The organism is Calothrix sp. CCY 0018, from assembly GCF_963920925.1.
Taxonomy (GTDB): Bacteria; Cyanobacteriota; Cyanobacteriia; order Cyanobacteriales; family Nostocaceae; genus Rivularia.
The window spans coordinates 38,427-56,468 of record NZ_CAWUDI010000021.1 but is presented as its reverse complement, the minus strand read 5'-3'; the positions used below and the strand labels follow the sequence as shown (position 1 = coordinate 56,468).

16 protein-coding genes are annotated in these 18,042 nt (G+C 38.0%); 6 read left to right on the top strand and 10 right to left on the bottom strand.

Annotated features, from left to right (window positions below; all coding sequences use genetic code 11):
- Window positions 1-6 precede the first annotated feature (6 nt).
- Both ACM03V_RS16515 and ACM03V_RS16510 read right to left on the bottom strand, forming a co-directional pair.
- A complete protein-coding gene (locus ACM03V_RS16515; RefSeq protein ID WP_414621885.1) occupies window positions 7-462 on the bottom strand; it encodes a BON domain-containing protein in 456 nt (151 codons plus the stop codon).
- A gap of 150 nt (window positions 463-612) precedes the next feature.
- Entirely contained in the window at window positions 613-1,626 is a 1,014-nt protein-coding gene (locus ACM03V_RS16510) for a DUF2382 domain-containing protein (protein ID WP_414621884.1), read from the bottom strand.
- A 586-nt stretch (window positions 1,627-2,212) separates the two neighbouring features.
- Between ACM03V_RS16510 and ACM03V_RS16505 the strand changes: the two genes are divergently transcribed.
- A complete protein-coding gene (locus ACM03V_RS16505) occupies window positions 2,213-3,373 on the top strand; it encodes a VWA domain-containing protein (RefSeq protein WP_414621883.1) in 1,161 nt (386 codons plus the stop codon).
- A gap of 298 nt (window positions 3,374-3,671) precedes the next feature.
- On the opposite strand, the gene rd is transcribed toward ACM03V_RS16505, so the two are convergent.
- Complete coding sequence (rd, locus tag ACM03V_RS16500) at window positions 3,672-3,833, bottom strand: rubredoxin (RefSeq protein ID WP_414621882.1); 162 nt, start codon at window positions 3,831-3,833, stop codon at window positions 3,672-3,674.
- Window positions 3,834-4,282: 449 nt separating this feature from the next.
- Here rd and ACM03V_RS16495 point away from each other — a divergent pair, with 449 nt between their 5' ends.
- The 4 genes from ACM03V_RS16495 (at window position 4,283) to ACM03V_RS16480 (ending at window position 9,295) form a co-directional block, all read left to right on the top strand.
- Window positions 4,283-4,678, top strand: coding sequence for a VOC family protein (locus ACM03V_RS16495; RefSeq protein ID WP_414621881.1), 396 nt, complete (start codon window positions 4,283-4,285; stop codon window positions 4,676-4,678).
- 91 nt (window positions 4,679-4,769) lie between these two features.
- Entirely contained in the window at window positions 4,770-6,437 is a 1,668-nt protein-coding gene (locus ACM03V_RS16490) for an FAD-dependent oxidoreductase (protein WP_414621948.1), read from the top strand.
- Between the two features lie 192 nt (window positions 6,438-6,629).
- A complete protein-coding gene (locus ACM03V_RS16485) occupies window positions 6,630-8,039 on the top strand; it encodes a sensor histidine kinase (RefSeq protein WP_414621880.1) in 1,410 nt (469 codons plus the stop codon).
- Window positions 8,040-8,137: 98 nt separating this feature from the next.
- Window positions 8,138-9,295, top strand: coding sequence for an MFS transporter (locus ACM03V_RS16480; RefSeq protein ID WP_414621879.1), 1,158 nt, complete (start codon window positions 8,138-8,140; stop codon window positions 9,293-9,295).
- Window positions 9,296-9,319: 24 nt separating this feature from the next.
- On the opposite strand, the gene ACM03V_RS16475 is transcribed toward ACM03V_RS16480, so the two are convergent.
- Genes ACM03V_RS16475 through ACM03V_RS16460 form a run of 4 tightly spaced genes read right to left on the bottom strand, consistent with a single transcriptional unit; the run spans window position 9,320 to window position 12,851 of the window.
- Complete coding sequence (locus ACM03V_RS16475; protein WP_414621878.1) at window positions 9,320-9,547, bottom strand: hypothetical protein; 228 nt, start codon at window positions 9,545-9,547, stop codon at window positions 9,320-9,322.
- A complete protein-coding gene (locus ACM03V_RS16470) occupies window positions 9,531-9,707 on the bottom strand; it encodes a BrnT family toxin (RefSeq protein ID WP_414621877.1) in 177 nt (58 codons plus the stop codon). The genes ACM03V_RS16475 and ACM03V_RS16470 overlap by 17 nt, the downstream gene beginning before the upstream one ends.
- A 54-nt stretch (window positions 9,708-9,761) precedes the next feature.
- Entirely contained in the window at window positions 9,762-11,693 is a 1,932-nt protein-coding gene (locus tag ACM03V_RS16465) for a hypothetical protein (RefSeq protein WP_414621876.1), read from the bottom strand.
- Window positions 11,694-11,714: 21 nt separating this feature from the next.
- Window positions 11,715-12,851 (bottom strand): restriction endonuclease, encoded by a 1,137-nt coding sequence (locus tag ACM03V_RS16460; RefSeq protein WP_414621875.1) that lies wholly within the window; start codon window positions 12,849-12,851, stop codon window positions 11,715-11,717.
- 274 nt (window positions 12,852-13,125) lie between these two features.
- Here ACM03V_RS16460 and ACM03V_RS16455 point away from each other — a divergent pair, with 274 nt between their 5' ends.
- A complete protein-coding gene (locus ACM03V_RS16455) occupies window positions 13,126-14,676 on the top strand; it encodes an ATP-binding protein (RefSeq protein ID WP_414621874.1) in 1,551 nt (516 codons plus the stop codon).
- Between the two features lie 43 nt (window positions 14,677-14,719).
- On the opposite strand, the gene ACM03V_RS16450 is transcribed toward ACM03V_RS16455, so the two are convergent.
- The 3 genes from ACM03V_RS16450 to ACM03V_RS16440 form a co-directional block, all read right to left on the bottom strand.
- Window positions 14,720-14,941, bottom strand: a complete 222-nt coding sequence (locus ACM03V_RS16450) for a type II toxin-antitoxin system HicA family toxin (RefSeq protein WP_414621873.1) — start codon at window positions 14,939-14,941, stop codon at window positions 14,720-14,722.
- Window positions 14,938-15,156 carry a type II toxin-antitoxin system HicB family antitoxin gene (locus tag ACM03V_RS16445; protein WP_414621872.1) on the bottom strand — a complete coding sequence of 73 codons (219 nt, stop codon included), beginning with the start codon at window positions 15,154-15,156 and terminating at the stop codon, window positions 14,938-14,940. Before ACM03V_RS16445 ends, ACM03V_RS16450 begins: the two co-directional genes overlap by 4 nt.
- Before the next feature lie 172 nt (window positions 15,157-15,328).
- Window positions 15,329-17,761, bottom strand: a complete 2,433-nt coding sequence (locus ACM03V_RS16440; protein ID WP_414621871.1) for an NB-ARC domain-containing protein — start codon at window positions 17,759-17,761, stop codon at window positions 15,329-15,331.
- Window positions 17,762-18,042: the final 281 nt, after the last annotated feature.

Genomic DNA, 18,042 nt, shown 5'->3' with positions numbered 1-18,042 from the left:
GATAAATTAGTTAGTAGGTGGTACGACTTTAACGTCTGTTTTCACAGATTTTACACCGAGAATCTCTTTAGCTAAAGGTTCAACTGTTTCGTACTCTTTTTGATCGGGAACTGTACCTGCGATTGATACTGCACCATCTTTAGCTTCAACAATCAATTTTGCACGGGGGATATTAGCTTCTAATTTAGAGCGTACTTCACTTGCTATATCAGCATCTGCTCTATCGGTTTGATCACCTACTATATCGTTACGTTGTTCTCTAGCTCTAATATCGGCATTTAATTGATCTTGGCGGATTTCGCTGGAACCATCTTCTAAAGTTTCTTCTACTGTGCCGGCTTGTTCTACACTACCGTTAATAGAATCGGGAGCGTCAGCACTAGTCTTTGCGGTGTTATTATCGCAAGCAGCAGAACCAAAAAGTAAAATACTACCTAATACTAATGTTGCTAATTTTTTCATTTTTTCTCTCCTCACTATGTTTTTTTAACTAAATCTAAGAATTTTTTTCTAATTCTAGATGGAAGATGGCGAACAGAGTTTTTACAGTTTTAAATTTAAACTAATTAAATTAATACTCTGTTTGCAACATTAATTTCTTCCACTTAATTTTTATCGATCTTTACGAATTTCAGTCTTACCATCAACATCAATATCTAATTCTTCACGGCGAAGTGTTTCTTGTGCTTCTACAGTCTCGCGCTCAACTTCTTTACGAACTCTTACTTCTTCGCGAACGAATGCTTCTTTATTGATATCAGCAGATTCTTCGTAAATATCGACATGAGCAACTTCTCCACCAGAGAAATTAGCTGTTCCCGGAGTCACTGCTCTTTCATTTGTAGGAGTGGTACGTTCAACAACTATTCTTTCCTTCTCAACGGGAACGGCTACTTTGGCTGTTTCTGTTTCAACGTGCTTACCGATAGAAACTTCACCAGCTTTATGACGCTCTTTATCTGCTACCAAACGTTCTTCGTAAAGCTTGACGTTGTTGTTGTCTGTAACTTCTGGTTTCGGAGCAGGTGCTACGGGAGCTTTAGCTACAGCCTGTGCAGTTGGTGCGGGTGGATTTGGTGCATTATAAATTCCGAATTCTTCAACACCACAGCGCTGCATGATTGTTTCGACACGTTTTACTTCAGCTTCGGTACCAGTTACCATTACCAAGAAGCTACCGCCAGAAACTCTATCATTGTAAACTTTGGCTTTTTCTTCAGGAATACCTAATCCAACCAAAGCACCAACCAATCCACCAGTTGCTGCACCAATTGCACCACCGGCTAAAGTTGTTGCGATCGCAGTTGCTTCAGCACCAGCAAATATAATCGGGCCAATGCCGGGAATTGCCAAGGCTCCTAAACCTACGAGCAAACCAGTAATTCCGCCCAATGCACCACCAGTCAAGGCTCCAGCAGCAGCACCTTCATCAGCTTTATTGCCAACATTTTCTGTTGATTGAACGCCTTCTACTTTGTCGGCATCACGCGCTATCACGGAAATTCTATCTTGATCGAAACCTGCATCTTTCAATCCACGAACCGCTGCTTCTGCTTCTTCGCGGCTATAAAATAAACCAGCGGCTCTTTTATAATCGATATTATTGGTATTTGTATAAGCTGTCATTCTTGACCTCCTAATAAATAATAGTATTTACGCTATAGGTGTATCTCTGAATCAAGATTTACACGTCTCGTATACGCTGCAAAACTTTCTTTAACGTTTTTTTGCGTACATCTAAATCATCTCAAGCTTTTCTAAATTTTGCTTCTATCGAAAGAATAGTGAATGGGTTAATCAAAAGATATAAAATTTTGAATTTTCTGAATAAAACTAAGTATTTTGTGATTATTTTATCCAAACAAACTTTTTTTATTTATCAACTTATTAAAAGCAGGTTGTGTCTTAAATCTAAATAAAACTCAATTGAACAAAGTAATATCTGTAAAGCTTGTGAGCAATTACAAGCAATGCAATACTATTGTTTTGTTTCAATCTAGGTAAATCTCCAATAATTTATTTGTTCGTATTTATTTAGATATAGTTCAAAACGTTTGAATAAATTTTTATATTAAATACAAACTATGAATTATGCTAAAAAAAAAATAATCTAGCTAAAGGTAGATTGAAGATTGAAATTAATACAACTTGCGATAGTATTTTGCGTTTAACGCCATTTTCAGATATCAATTCAAAATCTCAAATCTAAAACATGACTGAAAAATCGAACAACGAACGCCTTCGCCGCTGGCGACTCATCCTTGGCAGCCAAAAAGCCGATGGTACTGGCTGCAAGTTAACTGGTAATGATGCCAAGATCGATAAGTCTCTAGATGCACTATACGATTCGGAGCGCTCTGGAGGTTTGGGTAGTTCGTCGCCAAAGGTTGCTCGCTGGCTGGGAGATATCCGCACTTATTTCCCTTCGTCGGTGGTAAAACTAATGCAGCAAGACGCACTCGAACGCCTGAATCTGCGTCAAATGTTGCTGCAACCAGAAATGTTGTCGGCAGTGGAACCAGATGTGCATTTGGTGGCAAATCTGCTTGCTTTGAGCAGTATCATGCCAGAAAAAACCAAAGATACTGCCCGTCAAGTAGTGCGGCGCGTTGTTGAAGAATTGCAGCGCAAACTGACAAATCCCACCCAGCAAGCCGCGATCGGAAGCCTCAACCGAGCTATCCGCAACCGTCGCCCTCGCCATAATGAAATCGATTGGAACCGCACCATCCGCGCCAATTTAAAACATTATCAACCCGAATATCGCACAATTATTCCGGAAGTTCGCATTGGCTACGGACGCAAACGCAGTAATTTACGCAATATTATATTGTGCATTGACCAAAGCGGTTCGATGGCAACTTCTGTAGTTTATGCCGGAATCTTCGGAGCAATTTTAGCATCCTTAGCAGCAATCCAAACCCGGATAGTTGTCTTCGACACGGCGGTTGCAGATTTAACCGACGAAGCTCACGATCCAGTAGATTTACTGTTTGGCACTCAATTGGGTGGCGGTACCGATATCAATCAAGCGCTAGCATATTGTCAAAATTTTATTCAACAGCCCCAAGATACGATTTTAGTATTAATTAGCGACTTGTACGAAGGTGGCGATCGCCTTTCAATGTTGAAGCGTGTTGCAGCAATAATAAGTTCTGGTGTGCAGTTAGTAACATTACTCGCGTTAAACGACGAAGGCGCACCAATGTATGACTATAGAATAGCAGAAGAATTCGCCAAAATGGGTAGTCCCGCTTTTGCCTGTAGCCCCGATAAATTCCCCGATTTGATGGCAGCAGCGATTCAGAAGCAGGATATTGCTCAATGGGCTGCGGCGAATGATATTGTAACGAAGCGAGGGAATGGGCAATAAGGAATTGGGAGTTAGCATTATTAATTTTTTAACTCTCTCGGCGGGAAGTATGTAGGTTGGGTTAGACACGAAGGAAAATTTCAGCTTGTCACGAAAATCTATTTAATCGTGTCGTAACCCAACATTATTCTATGCCTTACAAATAACAATATGTTCGCTTAAACGACGAATAATAAAGATGTTAGGTTACGACGCTTCGATGAATTTTTAGTTGGCAACTATTATTCTTTATGCGTCTAACCCAACCTACCAACTGTTAATAGTGATGCAAGGGTTTTAAGTTATTTATTTGAGTTATTTAATCTATCGGCTCAAACTGAGATTTAGTAGCACCGCATATAGGACAAGACCAATCATCAGCAATATCTTCAAAAGCCGTACCTGGTTCAATTCCCGAATCTGGATCGCCTGTTTCTGGGTCGTAGATATAATTGCAAACAGCACATTTATATTTTTTCATGATTTACTATTCTCCTGAATTTAAGTAGAAATTGCTTACTTTCATCTTACTTGTAAATGTTTATAAACCAGGTTGGTTAATATACTGTTTGACAGCTAGTACCGCTTCGCGGAAGTAAGAAGTAAGAAGTTTGATTTTCTAAGCTTTTCAGCCATTTTTTATGGTTGCCTTATTTACGCCGACTTGTACTAGTGCAGTGTGGCTTAAATAGCGCACCCATTAAAATCACTTTTATGCAAAAAAAGCAATATGACTCAGGGAATATTTAATGGAATGATTCACTTTTGATCGAAAAATTGCACATTAGTTTAGTTAGAAGATTAGTTTTCATTGAGGAAGAAAGTAATTAGATATCTTGAATGTCTAACATCACCTAAACTAACAATTAATGATTAGATGATTGCTAAACCTTTTATTCATTCAAATATATACGGGGAAATCTCAAAAAAATGAAAGTCTATAAATCCTTTACCAGATTGCTCGTCAACGATTGGAAAGCCTGCGTTTCCTTTTACAAAGACATTATGCAATTTGACATAGTACAAGAAGACGAACAGGGCGGATACGCGGAATTCAATGTTGCACAAATGAAACTCAGTATTTTCCGACGTTCAGAAATGGCACAGATGATTCACAATCATGAAAAGCCCCCAACAGCCGAATGTCAAGACACCGTAGCCTTAATTTTTACAGTTCATGACTTAGAAGATGAATGTATAAAAATTAAGCAAAAAGGAATCAAATTAACTACAGAACCAATGAACAACCCCATGTACGGGATTAAAACAGCTTACCTACGCGATCCAGATGAAAATTTGATTGGTCTTTATCAAATGCTCGTTTAAAGTGGTTAGTTGTTAGTTGTTAGTTGTTAGTGGATGGTAGTTTAGAAATTTAACAACCAGCAACTAACTCCTAACTAATAATTGATAACTGATTATGAAGCCTGTAATTTTAACTGTTGATGACGATCCGCAAGTGTTGCAAGCAGTGGCGAAAGATTTACGACAGCAATACGGCGATCGCTTTCGGATTATGCGTGCTGATTCTGGTAAAACTGCTTTAGAAACTTTGGAAAAACTCAAGCTTCGTAATGAAACAGTAGCATTGTTTTTAGCTGACCAAAGAATGCCACAAATGTCGGGTGTGGAGTTTTTGGAGAAGGGATTAGAAATGTATCCCAATGCCAAACGGGCTTTACTCACTGCTTACGCGGATACCGATGCGGCGATTAATGCGATTAATAAAACTCAAGTTGATTACTATTTAATGAAGCCTTGGGACCCACCCCAGGAAAAATTATTTCCCGTAATTGACGATTTAATTGACGATTGGATGGCGCATTTCCGTCCACCATTTGAAGGTATTCGCGTTATCGGTAATCGCTGGTCCCCTGATTCTCACCAGGTTAAAGATTTTTTGGCCCGAAATCAAGTCCCTTATGAATGGTTGGATATTGAATCTTCCGAAGAAGCCCAAAAATTAGTTGAATACGCAGACTGCGACCATTTGAATTTACCTTTGGTGCTTTTTTCAGACGGTTCTTCTTTATTACAACCTCAAAACGTGCAACTTGCGGAAAAAATCGGATTGCAAACCCAAGCCGACAAACCATTTTACGATTTAATTATCGTTGGTGGCGGCCCTGCGGGTTTAGCCGCTGCGGTTTATGGTGCTTCTGAAGGTTTGCGGACGTTGATGATCGAAAAAGAAGCACCGGGAGGACAAGCGGGAACAAGTTCGCGTATTGAAAATTACCTCGGATTCCCTGTTGGTTTGAGCGGTGGCGATTTAGCAAGAAGGGCTGTAACTCAAGCTAGACGTTTCGGTGTAGAGATTTTGACACCCCAAGAGGTGCAAGGTATTCGCGTACAAGACCAGTATCGAATAATTCAGCTAAAAGACGGTGGCGAAATTAGCTGTCATGCCTTGATTTTAGCTTTGGGTGTAGCTTGGCGACGGTTGAATGTACCGGGAATCGAACGCTTGACTGGTGCGGGTATTTACTATGGTGCAGCCCAAACGGAAGCACGTTCCTGCGAAGGGGAAGAAGTATATATTATCGGTGCGGCGAATTCTGCCGGACAAGGAGCAATGTATTTCTCTAAATATGCCAGCAAGGTGATTATCTTGGTGCGCGGCGATTCCTTAACTAAAAGTATGTCTCAATATTTAATCGACCAAATTGAAGCTACACCAAATATTGAAGTCAAGATAAATACAAGCGTAGTTAAAGCAAAAGGCGAAACCAGTTTATCAGAACTGACTCTTGTTAATAATTTAACTGACGAACAAGAGACAGTATCGGCAAGCTCGCTGTTTATATTTATCGGAGCAAAACCCAGTACCGAATGGCTGGATGGAGTATTAGAAAAAGACGATCGCGGTTTTCTTCTTGCGGGAGTGGATTTAAAACACAATGGTAGCAACCGTCCCAAAGGATGGTATTTAGAGCGCGACCCCTTTTTATTAGAAACAAACGTCCCCGGTGTATTTGCGGTAGGCGACGTGCGTCACGGTTCGGTAAAACGGGTAGCCTCCGGTGTCGGTGAAGGTTCGATTTGCGTGCAGTTTGTGCATAACTATTTGAGTAAGGTGTTGTAAGAAAGGGAGTAGAAAGTAGGGAATAGGGAAAAATAAAAATGTAGATAATTTACTGTTATATCAAGGCTCGTAGTTGCGCTTCAGCGCTTCCGATCGGAGGCGCTGAAGCGCAACTACAAACATAATTACTTGATTTATTTTATAAGTAATTAATCAAGCTTGATATTATCCACTCACAACTAAAAACTAATAATGGTTTTATGTACGGAAGAATTGCAAACGCTGGAATTATTTAAAATACTTCCTCAAAGTAGGTTGGAATGGGTTTGCGATCGCGCTACTCAAGTCAAGTTATCTAAGGGTGAAATCTTGGTTTCTGAAGGGGATGCAGCGCGGGGTTTATTTATTTTGATGTCGGGAAAAATGGGTATCACTCGATATTCTGATGGTGTGGAAATGCCTTTGGGACAACATACAGCACCGGAATTTGTGGGGGAAATTCCGATACTCACAGACGAACCAATTATGGTAAATTTACGGGCTTTAAATGATTGTCGGGTTTACGAACTTGCCGCAGCAGACTTTTTAGAATTGCTTCACCACTGTCGGCAGTTTGAGATAACGATATTTCGTGCCGTTCAAAAACGTTTGCGGGGGCTGGAATCTTTTATCCGCAACCGCGAAAAGATGGCGGCTTTAGGTACGATGTCTGCGGGTTTAGCACACGAACTTAATAATCCTGCTGCGGCGTTAGTTCGCGCTCTGAAAGATGTTACACCCGCATTGCTGGAACTGCAACGCATGAACTTAGTTTACGGGCAGCATCAGGTAGATGAAGAACATACGCAAAAATGGTTGAAAATTAGAGATGATGGCTACGACACGATAAATAATCACGAATTAGACGCAATGACAGTTAGCGATCGCGAACAAGAAATACTTGATTGGCTGGAAGATTACGGAGTAGAAAAACCTTGGAATATCGCCGAACCCTTAGCCGCAGGTGGAATTGAGGTGAAAACACTCGACACAATGATGGAACGTTGGCGAGATGATACCACCGAACTTCGAGATATGGGAATACGCTGGCTGGCAGTTTCCTTTGATGTCATGTCTACCATTAAAAACGGCTTGCGTGGTGCCGAAAGGATTTCGGATTTAGTACATTCCATGAAATCATACTCTCATTTAGATCGTGGCGCTCAACAATGGGTAGACATTCATCAAGGCATAGAAGATACGATAAAATTATTTTCCTTTAAACTCAAACACGGCATTGAAATTCGCCGTTGCTATGGAGAGAACCTTCCCCAAATTCTGGCTTACGGTAGCGAGCTAAATCAAGTTTGGACAAATTTAATAGATAACGCTATTGATGCAATGAACGAAAAAGGTATTTTAGAAATCTTTACCTCTCATTTTAAAGATTCACTAAAAGTAGAAATTAGCGATACCGGAGCAGGAATTCCTGATGACTTACAATCGCGGATATTTGAACCATTCTTTACCACAAAAGGAGTAGGAAAAGGTTCCGGATTAGGTTTAGATGCCGTCAGAAGAATTGTCGAAAATCGTCATAAAGGAACTATATCCTTAGAATCGCAACCGGGAAAAACGACTTTTAAAATTTGTTTACCGATAGCGGGTTGTAAGAAAGGGTAATCGGGAATAGCTCTTATATTTTTGACTTAGCGCTCCTCTGCGTTAACCTCAGCGCTCCTCTGCGTTAAAAAAAACATCCTAATTCTCTTCCCTCTCTCATGTCAATCTTCCTCTCTTTCTACGCTTTCATCGCAATCGGTATCGCTGAAGGTGGTTTGGGTATTCTCATCCCTTCCATCGGCGAAACTTACAATTTAACTTCAGCCAACATCACTTTACTTTTTCTCAGTCAGGTTACGGGTTATATTTTCGCGGCTTTAGCTAGCAGTATTTTGAGCAGTCGCATCGGATTAGCAAGGATGTTGTTATTAGCATCCATAAGTTTGACTTTTGCTTTAATAATTTACGCTTTTAGCCCTTATTGGTGGCTGATGGTTGCTGCTGGCTCTTTACTAGGTTTGGGAATTGGCTTAATTGATGCGGGAATTAACAGCTATATTGCCAACCGCAATCAAGCCGATTTGATGGGATGGCTGCACGGATTTTATGGAATTGGGGCATTATTGGGACCGGCGATCGCCACTACTTTATTAGCGGTAAACTTACCTTGGCGCGGTGTTTATCTGGTTTTCGCTGCGGTTGTGGGATTAATGGTAGTTGGAATGTTATGGGCTGTAATATCTGACTACAAACCTTTAACCAAGAGAATTAAAAAGTCGGAAAAAACTGCTTCAGCGAGTTTGGGTGAAGCTTTAAAAACACCTACAGTTTTACTAGCTGGTTTATTGTTGCTGGTTTATGTGGGAACCGAAGCTTCGGTGGGAAATTGGGCTTACAGCGTGCAGAATATTAGCAGAGGTACCCCCACATTAATCGCGGGTTACAGCATCAGCGCTTACTGGTTGGGATTAACTTTAGGACGTTTTTTGACGGGACGTTTTGTTAAATTATGGGGTGCAAATCGCACCTTGAATTACAGTTTAATATTATTAAGTTTGAGTTTGATAGCTTGGTGGTTATTGCCAAATCAATTAATAAGTTTACCTTTAATTGGTATTGCTTTAGCTCCGATATTTCCGCTGACAATTTGGCTGACACCGCAACGAATGGCGAGTGGAATTGTACCGGCTGCGATCGGTTTTATTACGAGTTCGGCAAGTGTGGGTGCGGCAATGATTCCTTCGTTGGCTGGTTTTTTTGCGTCTCGTTTTGGATTGGAAGTTATTCCGGTTTTGATGATTCCTTTAGCTGGGGTGATGTTGGTTTTGCATCGGTGGATGGTGAGGAATCAGTTAGCAGTTAGCAGTGAACAGTGAACAGTTAGCAGTGAAAAGTACTCCTTAATCGTTCGCTGGCTGACGCTGAGCTATTTTCATCAATAACCGCAATGCTTCATTTACCGCATCTTCGTTGGGAAATGCCTGAGCTACATCAGGATCTAGAAGGACGAGATTGGTTCCCGTTCGATAACGCTCAACATACTTTCCTCGGACTCCTCCTGCTAATTGAGAAAAATCATACTCAGGTCGTAAGTCATCATCCATCTCGCTGTTAACTTCCTTCTTCATAAAATCTCCGTTCCTGACGAGTCGCTTTTCGAGCGCTAATGATTCGTATTTTTTCTCCTCGATCCGTGTGGGCAACAATCAAACACTGCCCGAATCTGGATATTCCAATGATAACGTAGCGACTTTCTCCAATCGAACGATCGGGATCTGGAAATGTCATCGTCTTTAGTTGAGAATTATATGAATTCTAATTTATGGTTTGAGGTATTTTTTCTTATAAATAGCTTTTAGCTACTACGTTAAAACTAACTTTATTTAATTCAATGTAGTCGTTTAAATATTCTTGTTCTACTTTGTTCATGTGTTGTGAATCGTCGTCTGTAGGCAGCCAAAAGCTACTTTTTATTTTATATTGATTAAAACTAGGATTATTTTGTATATGCTGCTGTAACAAGTATTCGTATACAAATTGCTTGCGAATATCTCTATATTTTATCTCTTCGTGCTTATTTTTATTAAAATAGTAATCAACAACTTTATATTTAATATCAATTATATTGAAAGAATAAATACGATCAATAAATTGGCAATACATGGCAACTATTTCTTTTGTATCCGAAGATAGCCAGTGCCATTTACTAATTTCATTAGGTGGTTCAAAGCTAAGTCCACAAAATAAAGATTGTGTAAAAGCATTTTTATTATGAATAGAAAATTTATTTTTTAGAAACTGATAAAAAGTATCATCACTATATATACCATTTTCTATGGCAACATAAAAAACATGATTTAATTGATGCATCATAGACAATAATTGTTCATCTATTTCTTCTAAATCAATTTTCCAATAAGAATAAAATTTATCAGGAAGCCGTGATTGTATCAATAATTTTCGTTTTGTTGCAGGATATTTATTGTTTCCCTCTACATATAGAGTTGTCTCTTCTACTTTGTATTTTGTTTCTAATTCTATTTCTATAAATGTATGATGTTTTTTACCTTGTCCTAGATAACTAATGTTAATATAAGGATTTATACTTTTTGAGTTTTTGGAAAAATTACATTCAAAAGAGGTTTCATAATCGTAATTATTCCATATTTGTTCATATACACTATTATCAGCGATTTTAAACCAAGCTTCTTTTTCCAATTTAACAATTTGATTGTATATCAATTTTAATTTATTAGTTAGTATCACTGCATCAGGTTTTAGCTTTTCACCATTGATTATAAAAGTATTAGCCATTTTTATAAAATTAGGCTTACTTTCAAATTGTTTTACCATATCAGATGCTAAATAGCTTTTATCTACATACAACAAGTTAGTTATGTTTGTAATTTTCACTAAATAAGTTAAGCACATTGATTCCCAAACATAGCAAAAATTACTTATTCCCCATATTTCTCCTTCCTGTTGCTGCGACAAATCACCATATAAAAATAATTTAATAGCATCATGGAAATCCCAGTAATCCGCATCTTTAATAGGTGTTTTGTGTTCAATCGTTTCTAAAGTATCCTTAAGAATATCAACCGTTTCGATACAATATTCTTCTTTAAATAAACCGCTTTCAGTATCAAGGTGTCTATGGGCAAATTCTTCTGCTAATGCTTGTATTTCAGATGTTACCTCTTCATCTAATTGATGCTTAACTTCACTTAATATGTAACAATACATTCCCACGATATCAGTTGATTGATATTTTACCTGCAACCGTGGCATATCCATTGTGTCTATGTACGGCGCACCATTTGGAAGAAACTTAGCTCTGTCAAAATACTGGTGTATTTGAGAATAATCTATTTCTTCGCTTTCTCCCAAACGATAGGCTAGTGACATTATTTTAGGTTCGTCATAAGCATCCAGTATTTTACCAAATACATCCAATTTGGAGTAAAGCACTATTTCGTCATCATCGCTTTCAGGTATTACAACTTTCTGAACGCTGTGATTACTTTGAATTACTCCATCCCTACCCTTTTTTAATTGGTCTTTTAAGTTACCATTTTCGGCACAAATCTGTTTGTAGCGCTGCAATATCTTATAAAGCAAGAAATATATATCGCGCTTGCTATCATATGTATTGTAGTTGTTTGTATCAAAGCCTTTGGGTAAGTGAAGCAGCAATTCATTATCTTGCTTTTGAATACCTACAAAGGAATATTCATTACTAATAATTGGATTCAATTCTTGAAAATTTAACATAAGAAGTCTGCTAGAGGTTCGTCAAAAAGTTCTTTTTATTTTTGATTGATGAGTTGCCTGTTCTAGATTTTTCATATCAGCAACGCTATCATGCCAGTATTCAAGCAGTTCTTCTGTATATTTTAAAAAATCAGCATAAGTAATAAGTTTAACGTTACTTTTATTAAGCTTATCTTCGATTAGTTTTATTAAAGGCTTTTTATCTCTTCCGAATACGCTATCCCATAAGTAGAACATTAATTTATCTCTTACTTGCTCTAAACTTAATTTTTCAGATTCTAAATTAATAAACCACCATCCAATTTGCTTATCTTCAATATTTCTAATTGATTTGTGACAAGACTTAATAAATTCATTAATCCCAACTATTACGAGATATAGCTCCAAATGTAATTCATTATCTTTATTGATGATAATTTTGGTATTTAAAACTTTTTTAGGTATTGTTACTTTTTGTTTATCAATATCATAATTTTTTATCTTTGACTCACATGGCGCTTCTATATATTCCCAATCCCAACGACGTTTAAATGCTGTGTCTAAATAATAAATGGATTCATCTGAAGTATTTATAGTACAAATTATAGATAAATTCGGAGGCATTTTAATCTGATAGTTTTTGATATTTTTAGATAGCTCAGGTTGATTTTTCTCTATCTTTTCTATAAAATTTTCAAATGTTGAATTATTAATCAGTATTGTATCCTCATAAACTTTGACTTTATAACCCATAGCACTTAATAAACCAACCATCTCCATTTCAGACATATCTATGCTGTATGAAGACCAGCCATTCTCATCTCTATCTAATAGTTGAAACACGCTACCAAATATTGCCGCAGCATTACCTCGATTCAATTCATCTATGACAAGCAAATACTTTTGCGAATCGGCATTAATAATACTGCTATATGCTTTCGCTAATGCTTTCAAAAAATGTCCAGCGTAATATTTGTAAGTAATCGAATTACCAGAGGACAAGGGTAATAATTTACCCATAAAGTCAGAATATTTATATTCGGGATGAAATACTGTTTTTACAATATTTAAATGTAGTTTTTCTCCACTTATCCCTAATTCATTCTCAGCTATTTCATTTACCTTATAGCTTTTACCCGTACCAGGAGAACCAAATAATATCTTTTGTATCGGACTCATACACCACCTGCGATCGCAACATTCACGATTGTATTTGATCGAAAATGTATCCGCTACTGCTAAATAATTGACCGTATTTACCGCTGTATCTAACGCTAAAAGCAAAATACATTTACGTATAATTCATCAATTTCTAACCCACAAAGGTGGGTTTCGCTTGTGTAGGCGCGTTAGCGCAGCGTCTCCGGAGGAGATATTCAATCGCCAGGTTAAGATATCAACCCCTCCCCCAAAATCGTCTAAACTCAAAGTGTCCGCTAACTCTCTACACCCCATGTCTCGCTGGTTTAACATTGCTGGTCCGTGTAAAGCAGACAAACACTATATGCTACCACCGACAAGTCGGCTACCCGATTTGTCAATGCTGATCGAACAAGAAAGCTATTTTGTCGTTCATGCACCTCGTCAAACTGGTAAAACTACGGCAATGCTAGCACTAGCACAACAACTTACAGCAAGTGGACGTTATGCAGCAGTCATGGTATCGGCGGAAATGGGAAGTGCTTTTAATCATGACCCAGGTGCAGCAGAATTAGCGATTTTGGGAACTTGGCGGAATACAATTGAAGATAACCTACCCCCAGAGCTACAACCCCCAACTTGGATTTATAATGCTCCTGGGCAGAGAATTAGCGAAAATTTAAGAGCTTGGTCACGAGCGATCGAGCGTCCGTTAGTGTTATTTATCGATGAAATCGACTCTTTACAAGACGATACGTTGATTTCGGTGTTGCGACAGTTACGGGATGGCTACCGTAGTCGTCCAGAAAATTTTCCCTCTTCTGTGGGATTAATTGGCTTACGCGATGTCCGCGATTACAAAGTTGCATCCGGTGGAAGTGACAGATTAAACACAGCTAGCCCTTTCAATATCAAAGTTAGTTCGATTACCCTGAGAAATTTTAACGCGGAAGAAGTAGTAGAGTTATACCAGCAACATACTGAAGAAACGGGACAAATTTTCACACCAGAAGCAAGCGCAACAGCTTTTGATTTAACCCAAGGTCAACCTTGGTTAGTTAATGCGTTAGCTAAGGAAGTTGTAGAAAAAATGGTCAAGGATAGAAGTATTAATATTACCAAAGAGCATATTTTACAAGCTAAAGAAATATTAATTGCTCGTCGAGATACCCATTTAGATTCTTTGGCCGAACGCTTACGGGAACCAAGGATAAAAGCGATTATCCAACCAATGTTAGCTGGTTCGGAATTAGGCGATATACCTAATGATGACATTCAATTTGTAATTGACTTGGGTTTATGTGTAATGCATCCCCAAGGTGGATTAACAATCGCGAACCCAATTTATCGCGAAGTTTTACCGAGAGTATTAACGGTGACACCAATGGCTTCTCTACCAATGATTGCACCAACTTGGTTAACTGCTGAAGGTGAGTTAAATAAAGATGCTTTGCTCGAAGCTTTTATTAAGTTTTGGCGACAGCATGGAGAACCATTATTAGGTAGTACTGGCTACCACGAAATCGCACCCCATTTAGTATTAATGGCTTTTTTGCATCGCGTGGTTAATGGTGGTGGAACCTTAGAGCGGGAATATGCAATTGGTAGTGACAGAATGGATTTATGTTTGAGGTATGGTTCTATTACTCTTGGTATTGAATTAAAAGTATGGCGGGAAAAAAAGCGTGACCCCCAGCAAACAGGAATCGAGCAGTTAGAATCATATTTGGCACGCTTGGGATTAAATGAAGGTTGGTTACTTATATTTGACCGACGTAAAAATGCATTACCAATTGAAGAACGTTTGTCAACCCAGGTTGTGACTACTGAAAATCAACGTGCTATTACTGTAATTCGGGCGTGAACATACAAGCGCTTGTTAGTAAAAAATTCATTGATAATGTTTACTACAGCAATGATACAAACTCCTCAACACTTAATTCAATATCTCTAATTATTGCTCTTAAGGTTCCTTTCGCAATCTCTGAATGGTTTGGAACAACAACTTGGGTAAACGGTTCATCTCTTCGCATGATAATGTGACTTCCTTCTTGCCGTTTTTGGTAGAAACCAATTTTTTCTAGAGCTTTGATACACTCTTTTCCCGAAATATTAGGCAACTTACTCACACGACTACCAAGAATGTTTCAAAATTGTCTTCTGGGACAGGCAAACCATCCTCTACTAAAGCAGCCACATAACCTGCGATGGCTTCCTTGATGTTTGACAGAGCCTCCTCTTTTGTCCTTCCCTGGCTATTACATCCCTTTAAGCTTGGGCACTCTACAACCCAATAATCATTTTCATCTTTATATAAGATTACCTGTCTTGTATGTTGGCTCATAGGTGCAAATCATATAGTTATTTATTATTTTACATTTGAACGATCGGCTTATGCTGCAACACGGTTCAGTTAAGGTTGTAGCAGTGCTTACAGTCATTGTTAAACACGGCTAGTCTTTATCAAAAAATCAACGTGCTATTACTGTGATTCGGGCGTGAACATACAAGTACTGTTAATTGATAACTGTTCGCTGCTCGCTGACTTTCCCCACCTGCTTCGGCGCTTCTATCTCACTAAATAACCGAATAGCTTTATCAATATTCACCCGACTTTCAACTTCATTCTCCATACCTTGATAAGTTAAACTCAATTGAAAATAAGCTTCAGCTAAATCGCATTTAGCGCCAATTTTATCTAATAGTTCAATCGCTGCTAAATGATTCTTCAAAGCCGATTCAAATTCTTGCTGTCTCCGATAAATCTCTGCTAAACCATTCAAACTTTTTGCTTTAACCTGCGTGTAGTGACTTTCTTCGGCAAATTTTAAAGCCATCAAAAACATTTCCTTCGCTTTATCCAAATCTGCTAAATTAATGTAAGTTTGACCGAGAATTTGAATAAAATAAGCAAATCTTCCCGTTTTTTCAATTGTTTGCTCTGCGGTAATACTTTTATAACATTCATCTGCGAGTAAATAAGCGGATGAATATTGTTCTAAATACGAATTAACTAAAGATAAACATACAGCAGCTTTTTCTGCCCAAGGATGATATGCGGTGTTTTGAGCGAGATTAATCACCTGTTGAAATAAATCAGCAGATTCTGATAATTCCCATAAATCAATTTTATAAAGTCCGATGCTTAATAAAGAATCTACTTCGAGCATTCGATAATAATAAAATGTTTGCTTATTCTCTTGTTTATTAATCAAATCAAGTGACTGCTTTGCTAAGTCAATTGTTTTTTCTTGATATGCAATTGCAGCCTCTACTTTACCACCAATCCAATATAAATCGCCTAAAATATTATATAATTCGCTGACTTTTGTATTGTCTTCAATACGATTAATAATATAAATAATTGCATCTAAAATAGGTTGAATTAAACCCATTCTATACAAAGTGCTGCCGAGGGGTAAAAATTGCCCCCACTGATTATTTCGACTTTTAATAATCAGCTTTCCGGCTAATTCAAATTGATTGATTTCAATATAGTGATAATAAGCTTCCAATGCTTGTAAAGCATCTTGAAAACTTTCGATTGTTTGTACGCTATCCGTCCAAAATTCTGCGGCTTTATGATTGGTTATTTCCCAATTTTCACTATTACGTAAACGCGAAATAGCTTCGGCTCTAATTATCGGATGCAGCCAATATTCACCTTTACAACATTCTATCAAAGAACGATTTTTCAATGAAGCGATAATTTGATGGTGTTGCTCTGGTGCGACATCCCATAGTAAACTCAAAAGTCCTGAAGTTGTTACGGTTGAAACATCTTGGTAACGATAGCATCCCAAACGACACAACAAACGATATGCTTGAGAATCAAGTTTTTGCAAGCGGTTAATTTGACTAGCAGCTAAATTCTTTAAATCTGTAACTGCTAAAGGATCGGCATGATTTTCTTGCCAATAAGCTATCATATCACCGTCAAAATCTTCCTGAATTGAACCACAAAGAATTCCCATTGCTTTGGCATTCCCGCCGTAAGCATGATGGATTTTTTGTAAAGTTGGTAGAGCGATCGCCATTCCCCGATTACTAAAATACTGCAACCACGCAATTTCATCTAAACCGGGAAGTCGATAGTGAGTTACATTCAATTCGGGTTCGCAAAGTCTATCTCTACTAGTAATTAAAGTCGTGCATTGTATTCTGGCATCGGTTAAAATCCGTAATAATTCAATATAGTTGCGATGAAGTACAATAAACCGTCCTTTCCCATCCAGCGCGGGTTCCAAATTATCAATTAAAATTCCAATTCGCTTTGAGTGGAGTTGTCGCTTCAATCTTCCCAACGTTACGCCAAATTCCAATCCCGGCTCTTGTGCCAAATCATATTTTAACCATTCTTCTACTACTCGTTGCGCTGAAGTAATGTTTTGAGTTTCCTTCGCCATCAACAATTCTAAAACTACATCAAATTCTTGAGAATGTAGGTATTGTTGAGCAAGAGTAGTTTTTCCCAAACCCCCCTCACCTTGAATAACAATAACTTTGCTACCAAGATTTACTAAATTATCAATGCGATCGATTGCATCATTTCTACCAATAAAATTGATATTTTCTTGTTTGGTTTCCTTTAAACAAAGCCCCCCTTCAAGAAGGGGGGTTGGGGGGATCTCAACTGAGGAATCGTGAGACGTAATTTGATAATCAAACAAACCCGATATTGTACCAGCTTTGCGAAAACACTTTTCTAAAACCCGGCGACAGTTACTTTTAGTAATCTTCTGACGCATCACCTTAGAAAGCAACTTCCACAACTTAGAACCCACATCTTTTGCGTGCCCTTCAGTACAGCCGTAAAAATCGGCAATTTCCAAATATTTTCTTCCCAGCCAAACCTGCTGAAGAATAATTTTATCTAATTCGCTTAATTGTTCTCCCGTTTTAGAAGGTATTACGGTATCCAACCATACCAATACTGCCTCATCATCCATTGTTTAACAACCAAGCTAATTTAGTTTACGAGTGTAAGGAGCAAGCTTTATTTTAGTCTACAGTTGGAAACCAGTCTTTAAGGACAAGTTTATGTAAACTTGACTTTTTAGCTCCTAATATTTCAATTAACCTTACTCCTATCCTTTAACAACGAATCACAAAGGTATATTAAGACGCGACTATTAATCTCTTTTTTAAAGAAATGATGAAGAAGACAACTTAATTTACTCGTACCTTTGCGTTTTTAACTTTTATCTAATATCCCAACCATACTTTTTAC